Source organism: Geobacillus sp. CX412, from assembly GCF_027942335.1.
GTDB lineage: Bacteria > Bacillota > Bacilli > Bacillales > Anoxybacillaceae > Parageobacillus_B > Parageobacillus_B toebii.
Genome location: NZ_CP103461.1, coordinates 2,201,066 through 2,225,509, shown reverse-complemented (window position 1 = coordinate 2,225,509; position 24,444 = coordinate 2,201,066). Strand labels below are relative to the sequence as shown.

Sequence of the window (24,444 nt, the reverse complement as noted above, 5' to 3'; positions counted from 1 at the left end):
AATGAGGGAGAAAAAAGTGAACAAACGAAAGGAAATATTAGATAAACTAAATGAATTACAGCAAATGTATTGTGACGGCTGTTTTTTAAAAAGCACATTTCGAAAAGAATACGGCAAAACATATGCACAATCATTTTGCATTAACCAATGCACGGTCGGCGAAAAAATGCGGCAGTACGGCGCCATGTTGATGGCAACTTCTCCTCGTTCATCAAAATAACAAAGGGCTTCACACAGCAGGAAGCCCTTTTTTCGCCTTATCGTAATGCCTCATTTAATTGATGTTCCGCCTTAGCAAGTTTTTGTTCATAATGTGATAAAAATTCTTCATCAACGCCAGTTGCTTGCCGGCGTGCGCGCGAAAGCTGATCGTGGGCGTTGGCAATCGCTTGTTTGGCGCCTTCGAGCATGTCTCTATCCAAGCTCATCGTTGCTTGACCTACCATTTTTTCCGCTGTTTCCACAAACATTTCTACTTTTTTTAAATCGTTATAGCCAGAATGAATGTCACGTTCCATTTGCAAACACCTCCTAGCGGATAGTGTTTGTCAAATAGGAAGGAATATGCGCATAAAAAACAAAAAAGACCAGCGTGTTGCCGGCCTTTTTTGTTTCACTTACGTTCTTTCGTTTATGTCAACGAACGCCTTATAATTTCACAACGTTAGCAGCTTGAGGTCCACGGTTTCCTTGAACGATTTCGAAAGAAACTTCTTGACCTTCTTCCAAAGTTTTGAACCCTTCACCTTGGATCGCTGTGAAGTGAACGAATACGTCAGAACCGCCTTCTACTTCGATAAAACCGTAACCTTTCTCATTGTTAAACCATTTAACTTTACCGCGTTGCATAATACTGAATTCCTCCTAATACCTTTAGCCCTCAGGCTAACTTAAAGATTTTTTATCAAATAACGGAATATACTTCACAGCAATCTAAGGTGAGCAAACATGATGAATGCTTGAAATATATTCTGTTATATGATGACTCTACTATACACTAATGTAAGGGCATCGTCAAGAAAAAGAAGGCGAAATTCAGAAAAAAATTATAAAATGTTAAAAAAACAGGGATTTTCCGTTCGCGTCTCGAAATAGTTTGGTTAGAAAGCAAAAAAGTAAGAATGAATGGAAGAAATATACCATACATTGGAATAGTAGGAGCGTAAAGGGGGATGAATGGGATGTACCGCGGAAAAATCGCTGGTAAAGAAGTGATCGTTCGTTTAGGAAATCGGGTCAGTCGGCGTTATTTTTCCGATAACAAAATTTACAACATGGTTCTTTCTTATGGTGAAACGGCGTTTAAAAAAGGGCAAGAAACGTTTTGCATTTATAATGACCGCATTGGCTTAATTGTCGCAGAAGTGGAAAGAAACGATATTCCAGTCATTCGTATCGACTATATCATTGAAAACGAAAATGTATATGAATAATAGTTGACAAACAGGACACGATGCTATAACTTAATTGTAAGCGGTATCAAAATAGGGTTTCTCTGCAAAAGCATATAGTCATGAAAGTCCAGATATGGTGTTGAACCGAGCCGACAGGGCGCATAACCCTAGTAAGGTGTTTGCCCAGGATGCTTATCGGACTGCACGCAGGTGTTGAAAAAACTCTTTAGTACGTCAGAATCTGCCGACTTTAGTCGCGCAGAGGTTCAGGGATAGACGTAACAGACCTTTGCTTCCATAAGGCATAGGTCTGTTTATCTTTATAATAGGCAAATGATGAAACAACATTCAAATCTGCATCGTACTATAGGATGAACAACAAGAACAAGAGATAAGAGGTGTAGCATATGTTATTGCGTAAAATGATGTCAAGAATCGGAGTCGGATCGGCGTATGTCGATTTGATTTTAAATAAAACCACATTTCAGCCAGGAGAGTGCATTGAGGGAATTCTTCATATTCTCGGCGGCACGGTGGAACAAAAAATTGAAAAACTGGATGTAGAATTTATCCAAAAAACGCTGCGCGATGGGAAAGAAATCGATAATGTCATCGCAACAATTCCGGTTGCAGGAGCGTTTCAGATCGAGGCAGGACAAAGGAAGCAGATACCGTTTACGTACCAGATACCAGATTCGCTTCCTCCTTCACAGCCTGGAATTTCGTATCGGTTTATCACCCGCTTGGATATTGAGGATGGAGTGGATACGCTAGATTTTGACTATATTCAAATTTTGCCGAGATAAATAAAAGTTGTAAAAAATCTATTGACAACGCTTACATTTTCTATTAACTTTATAAGTAAGTTAATAATGGTGGCGGAGATGTTGGAGACCCACACATATTCCCTTTTTTCAGAGGGAAAATGTGTGGGTTTTTGTGTTTTCCGCTGGAAAATGTAACTGCTTTCAAAAAAGATGGTGTTTTGCCTCCGGAGGGATAAAGCAGGGAAGCAGTTACAAAAGTTATGTGACAAGGGGGAAGAAGAATGACCGCGTTTGTTGCAGAACTTGTTGGAACTGCCTTACTTATTATTTTTGGCGGCGGGGTCTGCGCAGGAGTAAACTTAAAAAAATCATTTGCGCAAAATTCCGGATGGATCGTTATTACAATGGGATGGGGGCTGGCTGTAGCGGTAGCGGCATATGCGGTTGGACAATTTAGCGGCGCTCATTTAAATCCAGCGCTAACGCTTGCATTAGCGTTTAACGGGGATTTTCCATGGGCAGATGTGCCAAAATACATTGCCGCACAAATGCTTGGTGCAATGATTGGCGCTGTCATTGTATATCTTCATTATTTGCCTCATTGGAAAGAAACGGACGACCCTGGCGCAAAACTTGGCGTATTTGCAACAAGTCCTGCTGTTCCAAACTATTTCGCAAACTTAATCAGCGAAATAATTGGCACGTTTGTATTAGTGCTTGGCATTTTAGCCATTGGCGCCAATAAATTTGCCGATGGGCTAAATCCATTTATCGTCGGGTTTCTTATTGTCGCCATTGGTCTTTCCCTTGGCGGAACGACAGGATATGCCATTAACCCGGCGCGGGATTTGGGGCCGCGTATCGTTCACTTTTTGCTTCCGATACCAAAAAAAGGATCATCCAATTGGCCTTACGCATGGGTTCCGGTTGTCGGACCGATTCTTGGCGGTTCGTTTGGCGGTTTATTTTACAAAGCTGTCTTTCTAGGAAAAATGACAGCGGCATTTTGGTATGTGCTTATTGCTATAATAGTAGTACTCGCACTGACATTCATCAGCCAAGGAAAAACATCGAATAGCTATAATAAAGCAAAAAATGCATTCATGTAATTAGGGGAGGAATTGGTGATGGAACGATACATTTTGTCACTGGATCAAGGAACAACAAGCTCACGGGCGATTTTGTTTAACAAAAATGGCGAAATTGTTCATATCGCGCAACGGGAATTTAAACAATATTTTCCAAAGCCAGGATGGGTCGAACATAACGCTAATGAGATTTGGGGCTCGATTTTGGCGGTAATTGCTACCGTCTTGTCAGAAGCATCGGTGCAGCCGGAGCAAGTAGCAGCCATCGGCATTACGAACCAGCGGGAAACGACAGTCGTATGGGATAAACATACGGGGCTGCCAATTTATAATGCCATTGTTTGGCAATCTCGACAAACGGCCGATATTTGCGAACAACTCAAACAACAAGGATATGATGACTTATTCCGCAAGAAAACAGGGTTATTAATTGACCCTTATTTTTCCGGAACAAAAGTAAAATGGATTTTAGACAACGTCGATGGAGCGAGAGAGAAAGCGGAAAAAGGAGATTTATTGTTCGGTACGATCGACACATGGCTCATTTGGAAACTTTCCGGCGGACGCGCACATGTGACGGATTATTCAAACGCTTCACGGACGCTTTTATTTAATATTCATACATTACAATGGGATGATGAGATTCTAAATATTTTAGGCATTCCAAAATCAATGCTTCCAAAAGTGCGCCCATCCTCGGAAGTGTACGCTAAAACGATACCACATCATTTCTTTGGTGTCGAAGTGCCAATCGCTGGAGCGGCCGGCGACCAGCAAGCAGCGTTGTTTGGCCAAGCGTGCTTTGAGGAAGGAATGGCGAAAAACACATATGGCACTGGCTGCTTTATGTTGATGAATACAGGGGAAAAAGCAGTACAATCGAAACATGGTTTGTTAACAACGATCGCATGGGGAATCGACGGAAAAGTCGAATATGCGTTGGAAGGAAGCATTTTCGTTGCTGGCTCAGCGATTCAGTGGCTTCGTGATGGGCTTCGAATGATCAAGCAGGCGTCAGACAGTGAAGCATATGCGGAAAAAGTCGATTCAACGGATGGCGTTTATGTTGTACCGGCATTTGTCGGTCTCGGAACACCGTATTGGGATAGCGATGTACGCGGTGCGGTATTTGGTTTGACGCGCGGTACGACAAAAGAACATTTCATTCGCGCAACACTAGAGTCGCTTGCATATCAAACAAAAGATGTATTAACAGCAATGGAAGCGGATTCAGGCATTGGCTTGAAAACGCTGCGCGTCGACGGCGGAGCGGTGAAAAACAACTTTTTAATGCAGTTCCAAAGCGATATGCTCGGCGTGCCAGTAGAGCGTCCAGTCATCAATGAAACAACAGCCCTAGGCGCGGCATACTTAGCTGGGCTTGCCGTCGGCTATTGGAAAGACCGGAAAGAAATCGCCTCACAATGGCAATTAGAACGCCAATTCGAACCGCAAATGGCAAAAGAGAAACAAGAAGCGCTTTATGCAGGATGGAAAAAAGCAGTGAAAGCCGCGATGGCGTTTAAGTAAACAGAAGGGGCTCTCCGATGAAAAAGAGCCCCCTTTTTCTTTGTTTTTCTGCATGCAAAAGCAACTCCAATCTTAAGAAATAGTACCCTCTACTTATACGGATATACGCAAGGGAAGATGTTTTCGCTTCTTCTGACATTTGCGGAAGTGGAAGAATGGAAAGCTGCTGGCCCTTATGCGCTTGACCGCTGCATTTTCTGTGAATTAGAGGAAAAAGGAATTTCGATCGTACATATGACTCCATATTTGCGGTCGGTATTTTCACAATCTTGAAAATAATGAAAAAAGGGGAGAAACATAATGGCAGTAAAAAAATTTGAACACGTCGGCATTCAAGTAAAAGACATCGAAACATCGAAAAAGTTTTATCAAGAGGTAGTCGGATTGGAACTACTTAGCGAGATGACGCATACGAACGGTACAATGAAATTGGCGTTTTTAGGATTGGATGGCTCAGTCATTGTCGAATTGATCGAAGGGTATAATCCGAATTTGCCGACGGAAGGAAAAGTGCATCACGTCGCCTTTACCGTTGAAGGAATTGAACAAGAAAAAGAACGGATTCAATCGCTCGGCGTTCCGCTTGTATGGGAAGAGATTACGACGCTGCCAAACGGGGCGAAATATTTATTCTTCCTTGGACCGGATGGTGAATGGATCGAATTTTATGAACCGGCTAAGTAAAACGAAACCGCTCTGTTTTAGTTTCGAACAGAGCGGTTTTTCCATGGCGTTTCGGTGATATATGGAAATTTTCGAAACACCCATTTCAACACGTTCGGCACGACGATAATGACAAGAAGAAGACGTACAAATTGCAAGGAGCTGACAATCGCTGGATCTCCTCCGACCGTTTGCGCCGTTAATACCATTTCCACAAGTCCTCCTGGCGCAAGACTCAACAGCGCGGTCGACAGCGGAAGATCGGTTAATTCCGCAAATACGTAGCCGAATCCGAACGATAGAGCAATTAATACTAACGCAAGCAAGAAATATACCCAGCTAAATTTTCCGCCAAGCTTAATATCTTCTAAGGTAATGCGTTCTCCCATGTTTATTCCGACACTAATTTGCGCCAAAATAATCAACCATACAGGCAGTAACGGCAGGTTCACACCAGCCGCATGCATAACTGCCGTTACGGCAAGCGGCCCGACGACGTATGCTGCCGGAATGATGTTTCGTAAAAGAAGCGCACCGAAAATACTTAACAAAAACCAAGTGTAATGACCATCGGAAGAGACAGCTGCCGCCTGAGCGGTTGCGTTTCCTGGCGACGCGTGTCCGTTCAACCAATGGACAACGACTGTTGGCACAAGAAAAACGACCGTTAATAAACGAATCGTTTGGAAAATGGTTACTAAAGCAGTATTCGCGTTCAACGACTCACTTGCGGCAACCATTTCCGACAGCCCGCCAGGAACAGATGCAAACACACTTGTCACTTTATCAATATGTGTCCATTTCGTCACCATGATGCTGTTTATAATGTTAATAGCAATTAGCAATACGGTGGCAACGAGAAACGGAACAATATATGGCGCAATCGTTAATAGCGTTTCTTTTGTAAACGACAGTCCAAAATAAGTGCCTAACACAATCAATCCACTATTCGACAACGCTTTCGGCGCCGCTACTGGGCGCTTGATGACCGTTTTCCAAACAAGCATTCCAGTAATGGCTCCGAGCATCCATGGAATTGGGGAATGGAGATGATAAAACAGCAAACCGGTCAGTCCTGCGACGATATATGTTTCTAACACTTTCATTGCTGTAGTCCTTTCCATTCTCTGTAAACCTATCACTATTGTAAAGAAAAATAAAAGAAAAAGGAAGTAATGTGCTCATTGTGATATACTGAAAAGGAAAGGGGAGGGAGAAATGATGGAAGAACAAGTAAAACATGCCATTCAAGACGAATATCCAGAGGAATTTGCCTGGTGCTACGGATGCGGGCGGCTGAATGAGCACGGCCACCATTTCCGCACCGGATGGCAAGGGGAGAAAACGGTCACGATTTATACGCCACGTCCCGAGCATATCGCTATTCCTGGTTTTGTTTACGGCGGATTGATTGCGTCATTAATCGACTGCCACGGAACTGGTTCCGCCGCGCTGGCGCTGCATCGCAAAAACGGACACGAACCAGGAGATGGAGAAGTGCCACCGCGGTTTGTAACTGCTTCTTTGAACGTAGAGTTCTTGAAACCGACGCCGCATGGAGTTCCGTTAAAGGCAATCGGTACGGTCGAAGAAATTCATCCGAAAAAGTGGAAAGTAAAGACGGAAGTATTCGCCGATGGAGAACTTTGCGCGCGCGGAGAAGTCGTGGCCGTTGTGATGCCGAAGACGTTTGGGCAAAAATAGCGCGCCCATTGACAAACAAAAAGCAGGAGGCCATCCTGCTTTTTTATCGTTTTGGCATGATCATGACCGAAGAAACGGCGCTTGCCGCTTCTTTGCCGTTTTGCGTTAAGACAGCGGTCAGATAGGCAACAGTGCGCCTGAATTTTTCCACCTTTGCTTCGACTTCCACTTCTCCGGCAACGGTCGGGGCGGTGGAATGTTGTATGCAGATTGATCGAGACAAATGTTTGGTCTTTATGAAGCAACGTCGTAATCGCATACGCCATCATAATATAGGCCGCCGCACTGACAAATCCCCCATGATGCCGCCGTTTCCGTTTAGCCAATGTCACCCGATCGCCCATTTTCCTTTCGCATATCTTTTGCCTGTTTCCACTAATTGAACGCCAAGCGACGTATCACAGGCTGGCGGTGCGCTTTTACAGCTATGGCTCCATGCAAGTTGACGTTTTTTGCCATAGCTACAACCCTTTTTTTGAAAATGATAAGATTCTATATTACCCTATTCGCGAATGAAAAGATTTCTTTTTTTATCGTTAAGGGGCTGCGCAATATTCATGAATAAAAAATTATGCGTTTTGATCCCATTTTCGTTGACCCGACACAGTGAAGCTCGTGGATTGCTTTGTATTTGTGATGGGAAAAAGAATGGCGCGGTTTGATTTCGGCAATGGCAAAACGAATGGTAATAATGATAAGTTCACTAGTTATTAGAAACAATCCTATTATTTTCGTATAAAGAACACTAAAAATAGGCGGCAAAACAAGAAGGAAATAAGGGAAGTGGGAGAGAAAGAGGAAGAAGGGACATCATTTACGAGACGGGGATAAGGATCAGATCCCGATATAGATGAATCAACGCGATGACTAATTCAGGACGTTGGTGTCGTGCAAAAGCATAAAGAAAGTAGGGAGGTTCTCGTTTTATGTACAAACAGCCGGACAAGGAGAAATGGACGGGACGGATCGACAGCGAAAGCGATGAGAAAAGTTTTCGCGTCCATCAAAAAATTCGTCTGCTTGATATAGGACAAATACAGACGCAGGCAGAAAATGCATTTGCTTTATTAGGCTTTCAATGTGATGAAGGAGTCCGCCGCAATCAAGGACGGCAAGGAGCGTATCACGCGCCGGTGGAAGTGAAAAAAGCGCTGGCGAACCTGCCATGGCACCTGCCGTCTCACACAATACTTTACGATGTGGGCGAAATTACTTGTGAAGGGGGAGAGTTAGAAAACAGCCAGAAACATTTGGGCCAGGCGGTAGAGCGCCTTATCTGCCATAACATCACGCCGGTTGTCATCGGCGGCGGACATGAAACCGCGTACGGGCATTATCTCGGTGTTCGTCAGGCGGTCGGTTCGGAAACGAAGCTTGGCATTATCAATATTGACGCTCATTTTGACATGCGCCCATATGAACAAGGGCCATCGTCGGGGACAATGTTTCGGCAAATATTAGATGAAGATGGAAACGTGGGATACTGCTGCCTCGGCATTCAACCGCTAGGCAACACGGCGGCGTTATTTGAAACCGCTAATCGATATGGATGCACGTACGCGCTTGAGGAAGAATTGACGTTGGCAACGCTAGAGCGCGCGTATGAGATCATTGACGATTTTATCAAAAACTATGATGTACTGATGCTGACGCTTTGCATGGATGTGTTGAGTGCAAGCGCGGCACCGGGAGTGAGCGCGCCTTCGCCGTTCGGGCTTGATCCGAAAATCGTCCGCGCCCTGCTTCGTTATATTATTTCCAAGCCACAAACGATCAGTTTCGATATTTGTGAAGTGAATCCGCTTGTCGATGAAAATCGAAAAACGATTGCGTTAGCGGCCGCCTTCTGCATGGAAGCGCTCGTTCATTTCCACCGCCGCCAGCGAGCGGCGACAGGTCGGTGAAGCCGATGAAACTATTGATTGCGGAGCGGGATGAAAATGAGAGCGCGGCGATCCGCTGGCTTGTTTCCGCCTATTCGCTGCCCATTCATCACGTCTATACCGCCAATACCGTCGAGCGGACAATGAGAATATTAGAAAAGGAAACACCGGAGCTGCTATATATCGAATTGGACATGGTTTCCCATGACGATTGGAAGGAAATGACGAAATACGTGCGGCTGTTTTGCCAAAAAGTGATTGCCGTTACGGCCGAGGCAACGTTTGCCCGAGCGAAACAGGCGATTGAATGGCAGTGTGTCGATTTGCTCGTCAAACCGTTCGAGCCAGCCAAGCTGAAGCAGTGCCTTCAAAAAGCAGTGTCTTCCTTCGTCCGTCAAGAACGCCTTCATCCGCTCCATTCCAACGATGCGGAACGCTATTCGTACCGTTCGCTCTTTTCCGAAGAGGTAGAAGCGGCAGATGTGGCGCTATTGCTCCTGCAAACAGAAAATCCAAATAAATGGCGGGACATTGTTTCCTTTTTAACGCAATATCCGTTTCGTTATCCGACTCGCGTGCTGCCGCTGTCGAATATGGTCGTCTGTTTGCTTTCCGGTGTATCGGGCGATATGAAAGAAGAGGCATGGAAGCTGCTGCGCGACTGGGAGGCGGAGTGCACGGAGCCTTTGGCGGTCGTTGCGCTGCCGCCTGATGGCGGTCAAACGGTGCGTGCGCAATATCAAACGGCGCGCCGCTTATTGGAAACGACATTTTTTATCGGGTACCGCCAGGTGATTGCCCCCGCTCCTGAATATGAACGCTGGAAGGAACTCGACCCGTTTCTAACGCCGGAAGAGCAGCGGAAATGGATTGACATGCTGCATCGGTTTGACAAGCAGGCCATCAAAACGTGGATGCAGCGTGAATTTTTGCATATGCCGACGCCGTTTCCCAACCCGGAAATGGTGCGGACAAGGCTGACGAGCATATTGGCGCAAATCCGCCGCTTTATGAAAACGTATCACCTTGATCGTGGCGAGACGGAACGCGACTATATGCGCATTTTTCATGAGATTTTATACAATCGCGTCTTATACCGCATTGTGCAGGAAATGCTTCTTTTCCTCTATGGGCTTCTCGATCGCGCGAAAGAGGCGGAAGAGCAGGCGCGCGCCGATGTGATTGAAAAAGGGATTCGCTATATTGAAGAATATTTTCGCAATCCCGATTTAACGCTTGAAAAAGTGGCTGCGGCTGTCGGCAGAAGTCCAGCGTATTACAGCCATTTGTTAATGAAAAAATACGGTATCTCATTTCGTAAGCTGCTGACGCAAACGAGAATAAAGGAAGCAAAGCGCCTGCTTGCCCAAACGGAGCTGTCCATTAAAGAAATTGCCTATCAAACCGGCTTTCGCACCTCGCACTATTTTACACGCGTGTTTAAAGAAGAAACAAAGAGGACGCCAACCGAATACCGCGATGAACAGCGCAAAGAACCGCAATGATCGAGCGGTTCTTTTTTATAAATCTAAAAAAATAAAAAAAATCTAAAGAAAATGATGCAAGATGGCCATTTCATTTCACCATTGGGGAAGAAATTCAAAAGTTTGTATACGATTTCAAAAATGGGGTGCATATATCAGAAACCGCTTTCATTTTATAATTCTTGATAAATAAAAAGAATAATGATTAAGTCGGACCATCGAGACGGCGAAAAACGTCTCTTATTCGACATTCATTCATCCTAACGGCAAGCTGACAAGTTTTATTGGTTAAAAACAAAGGAAAATGGAGGGGATCACGATGGTAACGAAACACCGGCCAGTGCAAGCATACACCGGTTCTACTTTGCATGCGAAAGGCTGGATTCAAGAGGCCGCGTTACGAATGCTGAACAACAACTTACATCCAGAGGTGGCGGAGCGCCCGGAAGATTTGGTTGTCTACGGCGGCATCGGCAAAGCGGCGCGCAATTGGGAGTGCTACGGGGCGATTGTCGAAACGCTATTAAACTTAGAAAACGATGAAACGCTGCTCATTCAGTCAGGAAAGCCAGTCGCGGTATTTAAAACGCACACGGATGCGCCAAGGGTGTTAATCGCCAACTCGAATCTTGTGCCTGCTTGGGCGACGTGGGATCATTTCCACGAACTTGATAAAAAAGGATTAATCATGTATGGCCAAATGACGGCAGGAAGCTGGATTTACATTGGCAGCCAAGGCATCGTGCAAGGCACGTACGAAACGTTTGCCGAGGTGGCGCGTCAGCACTATGGCGGCACGCTAAAAGGAACAATTACGGTGACGGCAGGTCTTGGCGGCATGGGGGGAGCACAGCCGCTCGCCGTCACGTTAAACGGCGGTGTCTGCATTGCCGTCGAAGTGGACCCAGCCCGCATCCAGCGCCGCATTGACACGAAATATTTAGACACGATGACCGATCGTCTCGATGTGGCGATCCAGATGGCGAAAAGGGCGAAGGAAGAAGGAAAAGCGCTATCGATCGGCCTGCTTGGCAACGCGGCAGAAGTGCTGCCGAAAATGATCGAAATCGGCTTTATTCCGGACGTGTTGACAGACCAGACGTCCGCCCACGATCCGCTTAACGGCTACATTCCGGCGGGCATGACGCTCGAGGAAGCGGCTGAGCTGCGCCAGCGCGATCCGAAGCAGTATATCCGCCGCGCCAAACAATCGATCGCCGAACATGTCAAAGCGATGCTCGCCATGCAGAAACAAGGCTCAGTGACATTCGATTACGGCAACAATATCCGCCAAGTCGCGAAAGATGAAGGAGTGGAAGAGGCGTTTAATTTTCCAGGTTTTGTTCCCGCCTACATCCGTCCGCTCTTTTGCGAAGGGAAAGGGCCGTTCCGCTGGGTGGCCCTGTCAGGGGATCCGGAAGACATCTACAAAACCGATGAAGTCATTTTGCGCGAATTCAGCGACAACCAGCATTTGTGCAACTGGATCCGCATGGCGCGGGAAAAAATCCAGTTTCAAGGGCTGCCGGCGCGCATCTGCTGGCTCGGCTACGGCGAACGGGCGAAATTTGGCAAAATCATTAACGACATGGTGGCGAAAGGCGAGCTGAAAGCGCCGATCGTCATCGGCCGCGATCATTTGGATTCCGGTTCTGTCGCCTCGCCAAACCGCGAAACGGAAGGAATGAAAGACGGCAGTGACGCGATCGCCGACTGGCCGATTTTAAACGCGCTTCTTAACGCGGTTGGCGGTGCAAGCTGGGTATCGGTGCACCATGGCGGCGGCGTCGGCATGGGCTATTCGATTCATGCGGGAATGGTCATTGTCGCCGATGGCACGAAAGAAGCGGAAAAACGGCTCGAGCGCGTCTTGACGACCGACCCGGGCCTTGGCGTTGTCCGCCACGCTGATGCTGGCTATGAACTCGCTATCAAAACGGCGAAAGAAAAAGGCATCCATATGCCGATGCTGAAATAAACGAAAGGAGGAAGGCGCATGCGCCCACTGTTTATCCGCAACGCCAGCCAGCTCGTGACACTGGCCGGCAGCTCCACGGCCCCGCTTGTGAAGGAGAAAATGAACGAACTTCATATCATTGAAAATGGCAGCGTCTGGGTAGAAGATGGAAAAATTGCCGCTGTTGGAACGGACGAGGAGCTTTCGCAGCAATTTCAAGAGCGAATCGCGGAAGCGGAGATCGTCGATGCGACAGGGAAAACGGTGACACCGGGGCTTGTCGATCCGCACACGCATTTCGTATATGCGGGAAGCCGCGAAAGCGAATTCGCGATGCGTCTTAGCGGGGCGACGTACATGGAAATAATGAACGCCGGCGGCGGTATTCACGCGACGACAAAAGCAACTCGGGAAGCATCGAAAGAAACATTGTATGAAGAAAGCAAGCGGCGGCTCGATCAGTTTTTGCTTCACGGCGTCACGACCGTGGAGGCGAAAAGCGGCTATGGCTTGAGTATTGAGCACGAAGTCAAACAGCTGACGGTGGCGAAACAGCTCGATGAAACCCATCCCGTCGATGTCGTGTCCACGTTTATGGGAGCGCATGCCGTACCCGCCGAGTGGAAAGACAATCCTGACGGCTTTGTCCGCGTCATCGTTGAAGAGATGATTCCGAAAGTAAGCGAGCTCGGGCTTGCCGAATTCAATGATGTCTTTTGCGAACGCGGCGTGTTCACTCCAGAACAGGCAAGAATCATTTTAGAGGCAGGAAAAGCGTACGGGCTGATGCCGAAAATTCATGCCGATGAAATCGAGCCATACGGCGGCGCGGAGCTGGCCGCGGAAGTCGGGGCGGTTTCCGCCGACCATCTCCTACGCGCTTCGGACGAAGGCATTCGCCGCATGGCGGAAAAAGGAGTGATTGCGGTGCTGCTGCCGGGCACGGCGTTTTTCCTGATGACCAAGGCCGCCAATGCCCGCAAGATCATCGACGCCGGCGCAGCGGTCGCGCTTTCCACCGACTGCAATCCCGGCTCCTCGCCAACCGTATCGCTCCCGCTGATCATGAACCTCGGCTGCCTGCAGATGGGCATGACCCCTGCCGAAGCGCTGGCGGCCGTCACGATCAACGCCGCGCACGCGATCAACCGCGGCCACGAAATCGGAAGCATTGAAGTCGGGAAAAAAGCCGATTTGGTCCTTTTCGATGTCCCGAATTATATGCAGCTCATCTACCATTACGGCATGAACCATACCGATACGGTCGTGAAAAACGGCCGGGTGGTGGTGAAAAGCGGGAGGCTTTGCTACTAGGCGTTGGCAACCAAAAGCACGCGCTTCTAGCGCGTGCTTTTTAACCATAAAAGACTGAATTTTTAAACAAATGAAAACAAGGTGGTGGGGAAAATGAAAGTAAATACAAGCAAACAGCCTTCGCTGCCGGTACAAACTTCCACTGGTCAGGCTTGGAAGTTTTTCATTTACAGCGCGATTGGCATTTTCATGTTTTTCGTTCCCGTCCAAATTGGGGAGACGTCCTCGATTATGCTTGACCATATCGTCTCATGGATACGTATGCAGTTTCCGGCGCTTGTACCGTATTACGCGCTCATCGTGATTGCTTTAGGCGCTGTATATCCGTTTTACACTAAAACGTGGAACAAAGATGTGGTTGCGATCGTTTTTTCCTTGTTAAAAGTATTAGGACTGATGGTAGCGATAATGTTAATGTTTAAAATCGGTCCATCTTGGCTGTTCAAACCGGACATGGGACCGTTTTTGTACGATAAACTCGTCATCTCCGTTGGTCTGTTAGTGCCGATCGGTTCCATTTTCCTCGCCCTTTTAGTCGGATACGGGCTTTTGGAATTTGTCGGAGTTTTGATGCAACCAGTGATGCGGCCGATTTGGAAAACGCCAGGACGCTCGGCGATTGATGCCGTTGCGTCGTTTGTCGGAAGTTACTCACTTGGCCTGCTCATTACGAACAAAGTATTTAAAGAAGGAAAATACACGATTAAAGAAGCGGCCATAATTGCCACCGGCTTTTCGACCGTATCGGTGACGTTCATGGTCGTTGTGGCGAAAACGCTGGGGTTGATGAACATATGGAATACGTATTTTTGGGTGACGTTTTTTGTAACTTTTGTGGTTACGGCTATTACCGTCCGGTTATGGCCGCTAAGCAAAATGAGCGATGACTATTATGATGGCAAAGGTGACCCTGAGGAAAAAGTTACGGGAAATTACTTGAAAGAAGCATGGTCAGAAGCGATGAAAGCGGTGCAGCATTCGAAAGGGCTTTGGACGAATGTGTGGGAAAACTTCAGAGATGGTTTTATCATGACGATGAGCATTTTGCCGTCGATCATGTCGGTCGGACTGATTGGGCTGCTGCTTGCTGAATATACGCCTCTGTTTGATTGGCTCGGCTATCTTTTCTATCCATTTACCCTTCTATTGCAAATTCCGGAGCCATTGCTTGCTGCCAAAGCATCAGCGATCGAGATTGCGGAAATGTTTTTGCCAGCCTTGCTTGTAACGGAAGCACCTCTCGTCACTAAATTCATCATCGCGGTCGTTTCGATTTCCGCCATTTTGTTCTTTTCCGCTGTTATTCCTTGTATTTTGGCAACGGAAATCCCGATCAGTATTCCAAAGCTATTAGTCATTTGGGCCGAGCGGACGATTTTGACGCTTATAATCGCTACGCCGATCGCGTATTTGCTGCTGTGAAGATAAAAAAGAGCCTGTCCATTCATCTCGGGCAGGCTCTTTCCATTTTATTCCCTTATCGCGTTTCCCGCTGCTGTTTCAACAAATCGCGGATTTCCATCAACAGTTCCTCTTCCTTCGTTAAAGTCGGCGCCGTATCTTTGATTTCTTCTTCCTTTTTATTGTGCCAGTACAGCTTATTCAACACTTTGACAAAAACGAAAATCGAAAAGGAGATAATGAAAAAATCAACGACGGTTTGGATAAACATGCCATATTTCACCACGGCCTTGCCAAATTTCCACTACAGTCCGCTAAAATCAACACCGCCCAGCAACAAGCCAACAAGCGGCATCAGGATGTCATTGACAAGGGAGGAAACGATTTTGCCAAACGCGCCGCCGATAATGACCCCGACGGCTAAGTCCACGACATTTCCTCGCATGGCAAATTCTTTAAATTCTTTCCACATAAAATCACCCTGTATTTGAATTTCACGTACAAAGAAATATAACATATCAGTTTGATCAGATTCTAGTCATTTTGATTTATTGGAATAAAATAACAAATTAATTTGTATAGCATTATTGACCGTTGAAACTTACAAACAAAAGCCCTAGAAAATCCATCAAATTTATTGTATTATTAATTTATCAAAGTAAAGGGGGAAGATAAGTTGGATATTGTTGTGAAAAAACAAACGAATATACAAGTAAAACAAGAAACGAACGCCCCGAAAAATCCGACTTCGTTTATTATCGCCGTAGCGTTAGTCGCATTAATCGGTGGTGCTTTGTTTTTATATAGTCGCGTTTCTTGGCAACAAGCGCTTTTATATGTGTTAGGAGCTTTTGGTGGTTTCGTGTTATATCAAGCTCGTTTTGGCTTTACGACCGCTTGGCGCAAATTCATTTTGTATCGTGAAGGTGAAGGCATTCGCGCACAAATGATTATGATGTTAGTAGCAAGCATTTTCTTCATGCCGCTATTGTTGAAAGGGTCGATATTTGGTCATCCGGTTGCGGGAAACGTTCATGATGTCGGCATTTCTGTCATTGTCGGCGCGTTTATTTTCGGAATCGGCATGCAGCTTGGCGACGGATGTGCTTCAGGGACGCTTTACCATATCGGCGGCGGAGATACGAACGGAATTGTGACACTAATCGGTTTTATCGCCGGTTCTGTTATTGCGACGACTCATTTTGATTTTTGGATGAATACACCGCATTTTGCGCCAATTTCACTCATTCATCAACTTGGCGCTGTCGGAGGCTTTCTCCTTCAACTTGTGCTATTGGCGTTCGTTTATTACGTCGTGACCGTTATCGAAAAACGCCGTCACGGAAAGCTGATTTCAGCGAAAACCGAAAACAAAAACGGCTGGAAAGCAATTTATAAAGGACCATGGTCGCTTCTTGTCGGCGCGCTTTTACTCGCCGTTATGAATGCTCTTGTATTAATGATCAACGGCAAACCGTGGGGCATTACCTCCGCGTTCGCTCTTTGGGGAGCGAAATTCGTGCAATTGTTTGGCGTCGATCCAACCGAGTGGGCATATTGGCAGGATCCAGCGAAATTAAAGGCGCTAAAAAGCCCGTTATATCAAGACACAACAACAGTAATGGATATTAGCTTGATGTTCGGCGCGCTATTAGCCGCGGCCTTTGCGGGACGATACGCAAAACCGATTCAATGGAAGCGCCCATCGCGCATGACGATCGGCGCACTTATCGGCGGATTGATGATGGGTTACGGCACTCGTCTTGCGTTCGGCTGCAACATCGGCGCTTACTTCAGCGGCATCGCTTCCTTCAGCGTCCACGGCTGGATCTGGTTCGTGTTTGCCTTTCTCGGCAGCATCATCGGCGTCAAACTGCGTCCATATTGTGCGTATAAAAACTGAAAAAGGACGGAAAAGAGAAAGCGCGAGGGCGCTTTCTCTTTTTTAAATCAGCTTTTGCGGTTTTCGATCTGTTTTCTAGATGAACGAAGAAAAATTACGTATCGCATGATTTGCAGTTAGAAAACGTATAGGGAGAGCATTGACGATCTTCTTGTGCTGTTTATTATCGAAAAAACTGGCTTCCTCCTCGGTAGTGTGCAAGGAGGAAGCCGGTTTCTTTTTGCCGATATCCCGTGGATGAGATTTTTTGCAGATTTTCTCTACTATGCATTAACTAGCGGTACTAATATTAACTCCATTATTCCTAGCGAGTCAACATTTTGTACAGCTTGCTGTTGTTTATGCAACGCATCGCACCTTGTTTAAATATATATAGGAAATAGGAAAGGAGCAGGAGACAACCTATCTCTTTTAATAATACTCGAAATATGGTATAATTTTCAATAAAACCTTTCTTGTAATTAGGTTGTAAGTATGGATCGTTCCTAATTATAAGTGTTTTTTATTAGACAATGATTTTTCTGGATTACCTACTTGATAAATGGAAGTTTGATTAGGAAGTGATCGAATGTTGAAAGAAGTTCATTACAAAAATTGGAAAAGTTTTTCTAATGCAACATTATACATTGATCCGTTAACAGTTTTGATTGGAACGAATGCAAGCGGAAAATCGAATGCGTTGGACGGTATCGCTTTTTTGAGCCGAGTGGTACAAGGAAAAGAGCTACAGACGATTTTATCGGGAGATTCTGCTCTTCTTTTAGAAGCGAATATTCAAGCGATACGCGGTGGTGTTGAATGGGCTGCTAAGCATCCACATTCTTCTTTTACATTAGAAGCGGTCATCGAAGGCGATGAAGAAACAGACTATCATTATAGCATTGAAGTGAGTACAAAATCCGATGTGGAGCTTGTTTCAGAGTCATTAGTGAAAATAGATAGAAAAATGAACAAACGGACAAAATTATTCACTGCTACAGCAGAGGAAGACAGCCCGACGGTTGCTGCTTCAGTTTATAATGGAAGACGCCCAAAAAAGAAACCGTTCAAACGTTCTGTATCGGTTATTAGCCAATTAAAAAACCAAGAAACACATCCTGAAGTGGATGAAGCTATACAACTTGTTGTGCATACATTGGAAAATGTTTTTATATTAGATCCCGCTCCTGCTTTGATGCGTGATTATAAACCGTTTTCCAACCGCCTTGCGAGCAATGCCTCTAATGTAGCAGGAGTGCTGGCGGCATTGCCGAAAGAAGAAAAGAAACAAATGGAAAAATTGCTTTCAAAATACGTCTCCCGCCTTCCGGAAGGAGATGTCCAGCGAGTTTGGGCGGAGCCGGTCGGCCGTTTTAAAACAGATGCGATGCTGTACTGTGAAGAGCAATGGCCGGGAAGCGACAAAAAGTTGATTGTCGATGCGCGCGGCATGTCGGATGGCACGCTACGTTTTATCGGAATTTTGACGGCATTATTGACCCGTCCGAAAGGAAGTCTTATTGTGATCGAAGAAATTGATAATGGCCTACACCCTTCCCGTGCGGGAATTTTAATTGATATGTTAAATGAAATTGGCACCGATCGACAAATTGATATTTTAATGACAACACACAATCCAGCGTTACTCGATGAGTTAGGGCCAGAAATGATCCCGTTTATTATTGTTGCACATCGTTCGATGGAGGACGGGGCAAGTGAATTGACACCATTAGAAGATATTCAATCGTTGCCGAAGCTTCTTGCAGGTGGATCGATTGGCAAGCTAGTAGCAGAAGGAGAAATCGAAGAAACGCTGTCGTGGCAAGGAAGTGAGGAGCGGTGAAGCGAAAAATCCTTGTCATTGATACGTCGATTTTATGCTGCTGGTTGCAAGTTCCCGGCAAAGAAACATGCGGCGCGCAAGGGAACATTTGGGACTACAGGCGTGTGAACGAGCTTTTGACGGAAGAAGAGAAACGTGGGGCACCGTTTGTCCTTCCGCTGGCAACGATCATTGAAACAGGCAACCATATTGCCCAAGCAGCAAAAGAACGATATGAATGCGCGAAAAAGCTTGTTCACATTATACAAAAGGCGTTAGACAAAGAGTCTCCTTGGGCGCAATTTTCCGAGCAAGCAGAGTTATGGACAGCTGATGAATTGCATAAACTCATTTCCGAATGGCCAAAGCAAGCGTCTGAGCGTTTATCGATTGGGGATGCAACGATTAAAACAGTGGCTGAATACTACGCAAGAGTGAATGGATGGGAAGTCGAAATTCTTACCGGCGACGAAGGGCTAAAAGCATATGAACCAGCAAAACCAACAAGAGTGCCAAGGAGACGAAGATCATAAAAAGAAAAATCCTGTTTTCCTCTATCGATTCCTTCCGTTGTCATTTCGCCTAAATAAAATATGAACATTTTCACAAATCACCCTCAGTGCAAGCCTGCGTTCACAAATAGACTTTATTATTAAGGCAGATACATATTGATGGACAACGAGGGAGGGAAAAGCAAATTTTTTTGTTATTCGATTATTAAACAGAAAAGGGAAGCGATTACGTCCACCATCCCATGCATGTTGTTGTGCTGCAGAGGTGGTGTTTTTTATGGATGTATCCAATAGGCTTTTTGCATCACTCTTTTTTAAGAATTATTAGACGTTTCGTCGTTATTTTTGTAAAATATAAGGTAAAAATTACTAGTTTATCATAATAGCAGAAACAGCTTTTAAAGGAGCATTCCAAATGGCGATGCGCGATCTTTATAGTTTCAGATTAATTTTCCGACATAATTACCTGTCCGATGCGTGGGAGCACTTTTTCTGGAAATTGAGCGAGATGCTCCAAGAACGAAACAATCGATTCCCGCAACTCTTTTCGATTGGCATGAAACCGATTGGCAATCACGCTCTCTTTCAGCCATCCCCAAATCCGTTCGACCAAATTTAAATTCGGTGATACGGCGGCAAGAACACAAGAGTTAACTGTTCTTCATTCTCACATAAAAAAGGCTGCAGAATGTTCGCATGATGAATTTTTGCGTTATCCAAGACCATCACGGCATGTTTATCCGGATACTGGCCCAAGGTGTATTGGAGAAATTGCAGAAAAGCCTGTGCATTGCATGGATTGGTTTCCATACAGTGAAATTCCCCCGTTTCGATAGTCACACCGCCTAATAAGCTGACTGTTGCGTGATGTCCATACGCAGGGATTTGTTTTTGGCGCCCTTTAACACTCCATGTGGCCCGTAGAGTTTGGTAATCCCGAATATGGCTTTCATCTTCATAGATGATGACCATGTTGTCGGACAAGTTTTTTTTATGAGTTCCATCTCCTGTTGAAACTCTTTTTGTTTTTGTGGATTGGCCCGTTTGAGGGTATACGCAGGGCGTGTATAGCGAAATTCCCATCGATGAAGCATATCACCAATACCGCCACGGGACATGGTGACAGAAAATTTCTCTTCTAACACCTGTTGAATAATCCGGGTATTCCAGCCCGTTTCAATGCCGTATCCTTCATCGGCAGGAGTGCTTTCTTCCAGCATCTTTCTTCATTCGCGTTCTTCGTCCGGAGACAGATACGGCTTTCTGCCCGGGGCGTATCGATGTTCTAATAACGCCTCCATCCCACCTTGATTAAACTTTTGCACGTAAATCGAAACGGTTTCGCGATGGAGGTTCAACAGCTCAGCGGCTTGGATTCCTAAGTAGCCTTGCATCATGAGACGAATCGCTGCAATTCGTTTCGCTATGTTGGCATTTTTCATTCTGCGTTCCTGTTCTTGAAGACGTTCGATCGTCCAACCGTGATCGTTCGTAATTTGTAATCCTTTTTTCTTCATTGATTAATCCGCTCCTTTTTTTACTCGTTTAGGAGCAGTATAGACAAGAATACAGGTTGATTAAACGTGTCGGAATTTCAAACCGAATTTATATAGTCTTACAAGGGACAAATAATACTCTATGACCAATGCAAGTCTCTCCATTGTCCATTACAAGCGTTTTGCCACTCATGGGTGAAACATGCAGTTAGTGGACAAATGATTTTGCAAAAAGTCTTTATTTCGCTTCTTCCGACAATATTTATCTGATACCTGTTGATCTCCATCCATCTTGCAGAGACTCCACTAATGCTGAGAAGACTTCTGGGTTTAACTTCTCCTTGCTAACGCAAGTTCCGTTGTTCCAATGGAATCTTTTTCTAGTAGTGTTTGCAGAACATTCCATAAGTTTTGGTTCATAATATCTACCTCCAACCAATATTTTTATCAAAATTTTACACTATATTACAATTTATGTCATTATTTTCTGAAAAAATAGGTATTTTCCGCAATCAAATTTGCGGTAAATACGGATGTTTTTTCTTGTTCATTTTGATACAGTAAGGGTGAGTCGACCGGCCGTTCACTTTTAAAGTTTAGGGGGGAGTGATGAAATTGAATAAAAATCTAAAAACAATTGCTATGTCTTTAGGAATAGGCCTAACTTTGTTGGCAGGGGCTAACGTGTATGCGGCAACCCAAACAGGTACTTTAACGTATAAAGACCTAGAGGCTCGTTATAAACTGGATGTCGATTGGAACTGGTTTGATAATGATAATGCAGTAGCTGAAACAAAATTTGTAAATCCTAAGAGTGGCTATAAAGTAGCTGTAAGATTAGAAATGTGGAAAAATGGTAAGATGCAAGGTTATAAATATCAGGAAGATAAAAAATGGGCACAGGTAACATATTCTTGGACAGGAGTTGATGTGTATCAAAGCAGACACTCTATTAATGATGTAAGCACAAACAAAGAGCTTGTTGTTCGTTCGTTGAGAGACGATTAATAGGAATTTTAGGCAAACATAAACGAGTATATTTACTCGTTTATGTTTGCTCGCTCTTTTTTTGAATGACTATTAGTGCCTTAGCTTCTATGAGAGAAGGTGTATCTGTGATTTTCTATTCTATCAAAAATCAATTAAAAGCACATCCCATTACCACTTTTTTTATTGTGTTAGGTTTGTCGTTGTCGGTGTTGATGATTTCAGTAGGAATTTCCAGTATTAACTATTCTCAGCTTCTTGAGCAAGAACAGGCGCATTACCAACCGCGGCATGCCGTAAGCGTAGACATTACCTTTGCCAAAGAACCAAATTGGCAGCACATCTTGGAACTATTTGAAAGTATCGATCCACAGACAGGGGTTATTTTGGAAGATGTGACATTGCCCCATCGTGATGCTATGATGGCGGTTACGCCGGAATATTGGACAAAAGAAGTGGTAGAACGTTTTCCTTTAACGCAAGGGCGGTATTTTACGATCAAAGAGATAAAAAGAGGAGAAAAAGTAGCGCTTGTTGGGAAAGAAAGAATGGAAGACGTTATTATCGAAGGTAGCGAGCAATATCTCATGGCAGGTCGTGACAAATACAAAGTAATTGGAATCATTGGTGTTAAAGGAAAAAAGACAAGGGCGATTGATTATCAAGTGGTTATTCCAATGACGTCTCTTCCTGCTGATACAATTAATAAATTAACAAGTACGAAACAGCTACATTTGACCATTCATAATCCGGTTAAGGATACGTATCCGGATGAAAAAATTATTCGAAACAATATGGAACAGTTGTTTCCTGACACACAAATGGACGTTTCGCCTTACATGAGTAAGACAATGTTCCATGTTGAGCTAAGTGAACGACTCTCGTTGATGGTAATGATTTATTTGTTAGCCATTGTGAATGCCATTAATCTTACTTCTTATTGGATTCAAGAAAGAACGTATGAAATTGGTATCAAAAAGGCGTTTGGTTATAGTAATTATGATATTGTTTCCATGCTTTTCTGGGAGATGTGTTTGATTTCCAGTACATCCGTTATTATTGGATATACGATACAGCTGGTATTCAACCGTGTTATTGAACAATGGATTGATTATCCTATCGATATTTCCATTACCCATCTATCTACAGCGGTTCTATTTGTTGTGCTTTCAGCCGTGCTAACTATTATTATTCCGGCGATAAAAGCGATTAAAATACAACCTGTTGATGTGATGAATAGAAGATAAAGGCGGTAGAACGATGAAATATACGAGGATTGCTTTTTCATCCATTGTAAAAAGAAAACTATCAATCTTGTTGATGGCACTCCAGCTTGTCGTCTCATTTTGGATGATTAACTATGCGCTAATTACCATAGATACGCTCAACTATCAAGAAAAACAGCTTTTTTCCATCTCTAAGATGGATGAGTATAAGACAGTGAAGTTGACGATGCCAGATGGGGATGATACTCAGTGGTTTGCGGAGCGGTTTCGGCAATTAGAAACATACATAAAAAGTTTACCAGAAATCCAAGGATACGGATCATTTAACACAACTAGCATCGTACCTCAAGATTTTCCCAAATGGCAAAAATATCAGCAGCGGAATAAGCAATTGTATGCGGGGACAAGAAGAGAAGATGATATTGAGAGTTCAGGCATTATTTATTTCGATTATGATATATATCGCCTGTTCACAAAGTTTGTCGTTATAAAGGGAAGAATGTTAGAAGAAGCAGATTTCCAAAAAGAAAACAACGATGTGATCCCTGTTTTAGTGGGATACGATTATCGTGATGTTTTTCGCATCGGGGACCGTTTTAAAGCTGAAGCCGGTGCAGGAGAAAAAACCATTAAAGTGACGTATGAAGTAGTCGGGATACTTGAAAAGGGAAGTAGATGGCTGTCAGGAAATGACTATTTTGTCAGTCCCGCTGACAACTTGGATCATTTTTTTGTCGCTCCTTTTTTTCCAGAGCAAAGAGAGGGCCGACCGATCAGTGTTGCCGTGCGATTACATAATACGTTCATCCAGCTTCATTCTGAAAAACAATTTAAGGACGTTAAAGAAGCCATTATGAAAAAAGGAAAAGAATTAGGGATTTCTCCTGTTTTGCAAACTGTTAGAAAAGATGTTGATGCCTATCAAGAGAATACCCGTAAAAGCAATCATTATGCTTTAGCTATCGGAACATTTTTTCTCATAGTGACCTTGATCGGTGTGATTTCTGTAACAAATTCATCGATTCGTGCACGAAAATATGAATTCGGTGTGATGATGGTGACAGGGGCGAGCAAACGAGATATTTCGTTCATGATGATCATGGAACTGTTTTTCCTTACAGGAATTTCCGCCGTCATCGGTGTAATCGTCAGCTATTTTACCGAAGTCAATAATGATTTTTTAGGCTATAACATCCGGTTAGAGGCCTTTACATGGTGGTTGTATGGGAAAGTAGCGATCATCGCTATATTCATTATACTATTTTCAGCGATTATTCCATTATGGAACATTAAAAAGCTGGAATTACGGGAGTTGGTGGAAGGGAGAGAGTAAC

General features: G+C 44.6%; 26 protein-coding genes and 2 pseudogenes. 19 read left to right on the top strand and 9 right to left on the bottom strand.

What is annotated here, in order from left to right:
• Nucleotide 1 precedes the first annotated feature (1 nt).
• Nucleotides 2-220 (top strand): zinc-finger domain-containing protein, encoded by a 219-nt coding sequence (locus tag NXM86_RS11580; RefSeq protein WP_285754164.1) that lies wholly within the window; start codon nucleotides 2-4, stop codon nucleotides 218-220.
• A gap of 37 nt (nucleotides 221-257) precedes the next feature.
• Here NXM86_RS11580 and NXM86_RS11575 read toward each other — a convergent pair whose 3' ends face one another.
• Together NXM86_RS11575 and cspD are read right to left on the bottom strand one after the other, a co-directional pair.
• Nucleotides 258-518 carry a DUF2564 family protein gene (locus tag NXM86_RS11575; RefSeq protein WP_498958060.1) on the bottom strand — a complete coding sequence of 87 codons (261 nt, stop codon included), beginning with the start codon at nucleotides 516-518 and terminating at the stop codon, nucleotides 258-260.
• Nucleotides 519-648: 130 nt separating this feature from the next.
• On the bottom strand, nucleotides 649-849 hold the full coding sequence (gene cspD / locus NXM86_RS11570; protein WP_003251474.1) for a cold-shock protein CspD: 201 nt from the start codon (nucleotides 847-849) through the stop codon (nucleotides 649-651).
• Nucleotides 850-1,181: 332 nt separating this feature from the next.
• Between cspD and NXM86_RS11565 the strand changes: the two genes are divergently transcribed.
• From NXM86_RS11565 to NXM86_RS11540, 6 genes are all read left to right on the top strand, one after another.
• A complete protein-coding gene (locus NXM86_RS11565) occupies nucleotides 1,182-1,433 on the top strand; it encodes a hypothetical protein (protein WP_015863588.1) in 252 nt (83 codons plus the stop codon).
• Nucleotides 1,434-1,801: 368 nt separating this feature from the next.
• Nucleotides 1,802-2,200 (top strand): sporulation protein, encoded by a 399-nt coding sequence (locus NXM86_RS11560; protein ID WP_062753258.1) that lies wholly within the window; start codon nucleotides 1,802-1,804, stop codon nucleotides 2,198-2,200.
• Between the two features lie 242 nt (nucleotides 2,201-2,442).
• Entirely contained in the window at nucleotides 2,443-3,270 is an 828-nt protein-coding gene (locus NXM86_RS11555; protein ID WP_089097124.1) for an MIP/aquaporin family protein, read from the top strand.
• An 18-nt stretch (nucleotides 3,271-3,288) separates the two neighbouring features.
• Entirely contained in the window at nucleotides 3,289-4,779 is a 1,491-nt protein-coding gene (gene glpK / locus NXM86_RS11550) for a glycerol kinase GlpK (RefSeq protein WP_081189014.1), read from the top strand.
• Between the two features lie 117 nt (nucleotides 4,780-4,896).
• Nucleotides 4,897-5,052, top strand: a complete 156-nt coding sequence (locus NXM86_RS11545) for a hypothetical protein (RefSeq protein WP_223812129.1) — start codon at nucleotides 4,897-4,899, stop codon at nucleotides 5,050-5,052.
• A gap of 27 nt (nucleotides 5,053-5,079) precedes the next feature.
• A complete protein-coding gene (locus NXM86_RS11540; RefSeq protein ID WP_015863598.1) occupies nucleotides 5,080-5,463 on the top strand; it encodes a VOC family protein in 384 nt (127 codons plus the stop codon).
• Between the two features lie 17 nt (nucleotides 5,464-5,480).
• On the opposite strand, the gene NXM86_RS11535 is transcribed toward NXM86_RS11540, so the two are convergent.
• On the bottom strand, nucleotides 5,481-6,566 hold the full coding sequence (locus NXM86_RS11535) for an AbrB family transcriptional regulator (RefSeq protein ID WP_245842303.1): 1,086 nt from the start codon (nucleotides 6,564-6,566) through the stop codon (nucleotides 5,481-5,483).
• 97 nt (nucleotides 6,567-6,663) lie between these two features.
• Here NXM86_RS11535 and NXM86_RS11530 point away from each other — a divergent pair, with 97 nt between their 5' ends.
• Nucleotides 6,664-7,146: a PaaI family thioesterase gene (locus NXM86_RS11530; RefSeq protein ID WP_041269624.1), complete on the top strand. Its 483-nt coding sequence runs from the start codon at nucleotides 6,664-6,666 to the stop codon at nucleotides 7,144-7,146.
• A gap of 43 nt (nucleotides 7,147-7,189) precedes the next feature.
• Here the strand turns inward: NXM86_RS11530 and NXM86_RS11525 are convergent.
• Nucleotides 7,190-7,605, bottom strand: a pseudogene (locus NXM86_RS11525) (hotdog domain-containing protein).
• Nucleotides 7,606-8,072: 467 nt separating this feature from the next.
• Here NXM86_RS11525 and hutG point away from each other — a divergent pair.
• From hutG to NXM86_RS11500, 5 genes are all read left to right on the top strand, one after another.
• Complete coding sequence (gene hutG, locus NXM86_RS11520) at nucleotides 8,073-9,050, top strand: formimidoylglutamase (protein WP_081189016.1); 978 nt, start codon at nucleotides 8,073-8,075, stop codon at nucleotides 9,048-9,050.
• A gap of 5 nt (nucleotides 9,051-9,055) precedes the next feature.
• Entirely contained in the window at nucleotides 9,056-10,534 is a 1,479-nt protein-coding gene (locus NXM86_RS11515; RefSeq protein WP_171699316.1) for a helix-turn-helix domain-containing protein, read from the top strand.
• Nucleotides 10,535-10,832: 298 nt separating this feature from the next.
• Complete coding sequence (gene hutU / locus NXM86_RS11510) at nucleotides 10,833-12,491, top strand: urocanate hydratase (protein ID WP_015863604.1); 1,659 nt, start codon at nucleotides 10,833-10,835, stop codon at nucleotides 12,489-12,491.
• A gap of 18 nt (nucleotides 12,492-12,509) precedes the next feature.
• Nucleotides 12,510-13,784, top strand: a complete 1,275-nt coding sequence (gene hutI, locus NXM86_RS11505) for an imidazolonepropionase (RefSeq protein WP_015863605.1) — start codon at nucleotides 12,510-12,512, stop codon at nucleotides 13,782-13,784.
• 93 nt (nucleotides 13,785-13,877) lie between these two features.
• Nucleotides 13,878-15,206 carry a YjiH family protein gene (locus NXM86_RS11500; RefSeq protein WP_089097366.1) on the top strand — a complete coding sequence of 443 codons (1,329 nt, stop codon included), beginning with the start codon at nucleotides 13,878-13,880 and terminating at the stop codon, nucleotides 15,204-15,206.
• A 55-nt stretch (nucleotides 15,207-15,261) separates the two neighbouring features.
• On the opposite strand, the pseudogene mscL reads toward NXM86_RS11500, so the two are convergent.
• Nucleotides 15,262-15,657 (bottom strand): annotated as a pseudogene (gene mscL, locus NXM86_RS11495) (large conductance mechanosensitive channel protein MscL).
• A gap of 204 nt (nucleotides 15,658-15,861) precedes the next feature.
• On the opposite strand from mscL, the gene NXM86_RS11490 reads away from it, so the two are divergent.
• The 3 genes from NXM86_RS11490 (at nucleotide 15,862) to NXM86_RS11480 (ending at nucleotide 19,422) form a co-directional block, all read left to right on the top strand.
• A complete protein-coding gene (locus NXM86_RS11490) occupies nucleotides 15,862-17,088 on the top strand; it encodes a YeeE/YedE family protein (protein WP_089097368.1) in 1,227 nt (408 codons plus the stop codon).
• Between the two features lie 568 nt (nucleotides 17,089-17,656).
• On the top strand, nucleotides 17,657-18,910 hold the full coding sequence (locus NXM86_RS11485) for an AAA family ATPase (RefSeq protein WP_015863610.1): 1,254 nt from the start codon (nucleotides 17,657-17,659) through the stop codon (nucleotides 18,908-18,910).
• Entirely contained in the window at nucleotides 18,907-19,422 is a 516-nt protein-coding gene (locus tag NXM86_RS11480) for a hypothetical protein (RefSeq protein WP_089097369.1), read from the top strand. Before NXM86_RS11485 ends, NXM86_RS11480 begins: the two co-directional genes overlap by 4 nt.
• 424 nt (nucleotides 19,423-19,846) lie before the next feature.
• Here NXM86_RS11480 and NXM86_RS11475 read toward each other — a convergent pair whose 3' ends face one another.
• Genes NXM86_RS11475 through NXM86_RS11460 form a run of 4 tightly spaced genes read right to left on the bottom strand, consistent with a single transcriptional unit; the run spans nucleotide 19,847 to nucleotide 20,918 of the window.
• Complete coding sequence (locus tag NXM86_RS11475; RefSeq protein ID WP_089097370.1) at nucleotides 19,847-20,014, bottom strand: integrase; 168 nt, start codon at nucleotides 20,012-20,014, stop codon at nucleotides 19,847-19,849.
• Nucleotides 20,015-20,016: 2 nt separating this feature from the next.
• On the bottom strand, nucleotides 20,017-20,343 hold the full coding sequence (locus NXM86_RS11470; protein WP_498959034.1) for an IS630 family transposase: 327 nt from the start codon (nucleotides 20,341-20,343) through the stop codon (nucleotides 20,017-20,019).
• Nucleotides 20,247-20,621 carry a winged helix-turn-helix domain-containing protein gene (locus tag NXM86_RS11465; RefSeq protein ID WP_318281994.1) on the bottom strand — a complete coding sequence of 125 codons (375 nt, stop codon included), beginning with the start codon at nucleotides 20,619-20,621 and terminating at the stop codon, nucleotides 20,247-20,249. Before NXM86_RS11465 ends, NXM86_RS11470 begins: the two co-directional genes overlap by 97 nt.
• Before the next feature lie 6 nt (nucleotides 20,622-20,627).
• Entirely contained in the window at nucleotides 20,628-20,918 is a 291-nt protein-coding gene (locus tag NXM86_RS11460; RefSeq protein ID WP_235603737.1) for a helix-turn-helix domain-containing protein, read from the bottom strand.
• A gap of 588 nt (nucleotides 20,919-21,506) precedes the next feature.
• Between NXM86_RS11460 and NXM86_RS11455 the strand changes: the two genes are divergently transcribed.
• The 3 genes from NXM86_RS11455 (at nucleotide 21,507) to NXM86_RS11445 (ending at nucleotide 24,443) form a co-directional block, all read left to right on the top strand.
• On the top strand, nucleotides 21,507-21,905 hold the full coding sequence (locus NXM86_RS11455) for a hypothetical protein (protein ID WP_041269417.1): 399 nt from the start codon (nucleotides 21,507-21,509) through the stop codon (nucleotides 21,903-21,905).
• A 107-nt stretch (nucleotides 21,906-22,012) separates the two neighbouring features.
• A complete protein-coding gene (locus tag NXM86_RS11450; RefSeq protein ID WP_171699321.1) occupies nucleotides 22,013-23,131 on the top strand; it encodes an ABC transporter permease in 1,119 nt (372 codons plus the stop codon).
• 13 nt (nucleotides 23,132-23,144) lie between these two features.
• Nucleotides 23,145-24,443, top strand: coding sequence for an ABC transporter permease (locus NXM86_RS11445; protein ID WP_171699322.1), 1,299 nt, complete (start codon nucleotides 23,145-23,147; stop codon nucleotides 24,441-24,443).
• Nucleotide 24,444: the final 1 nt, after the last annotated feature.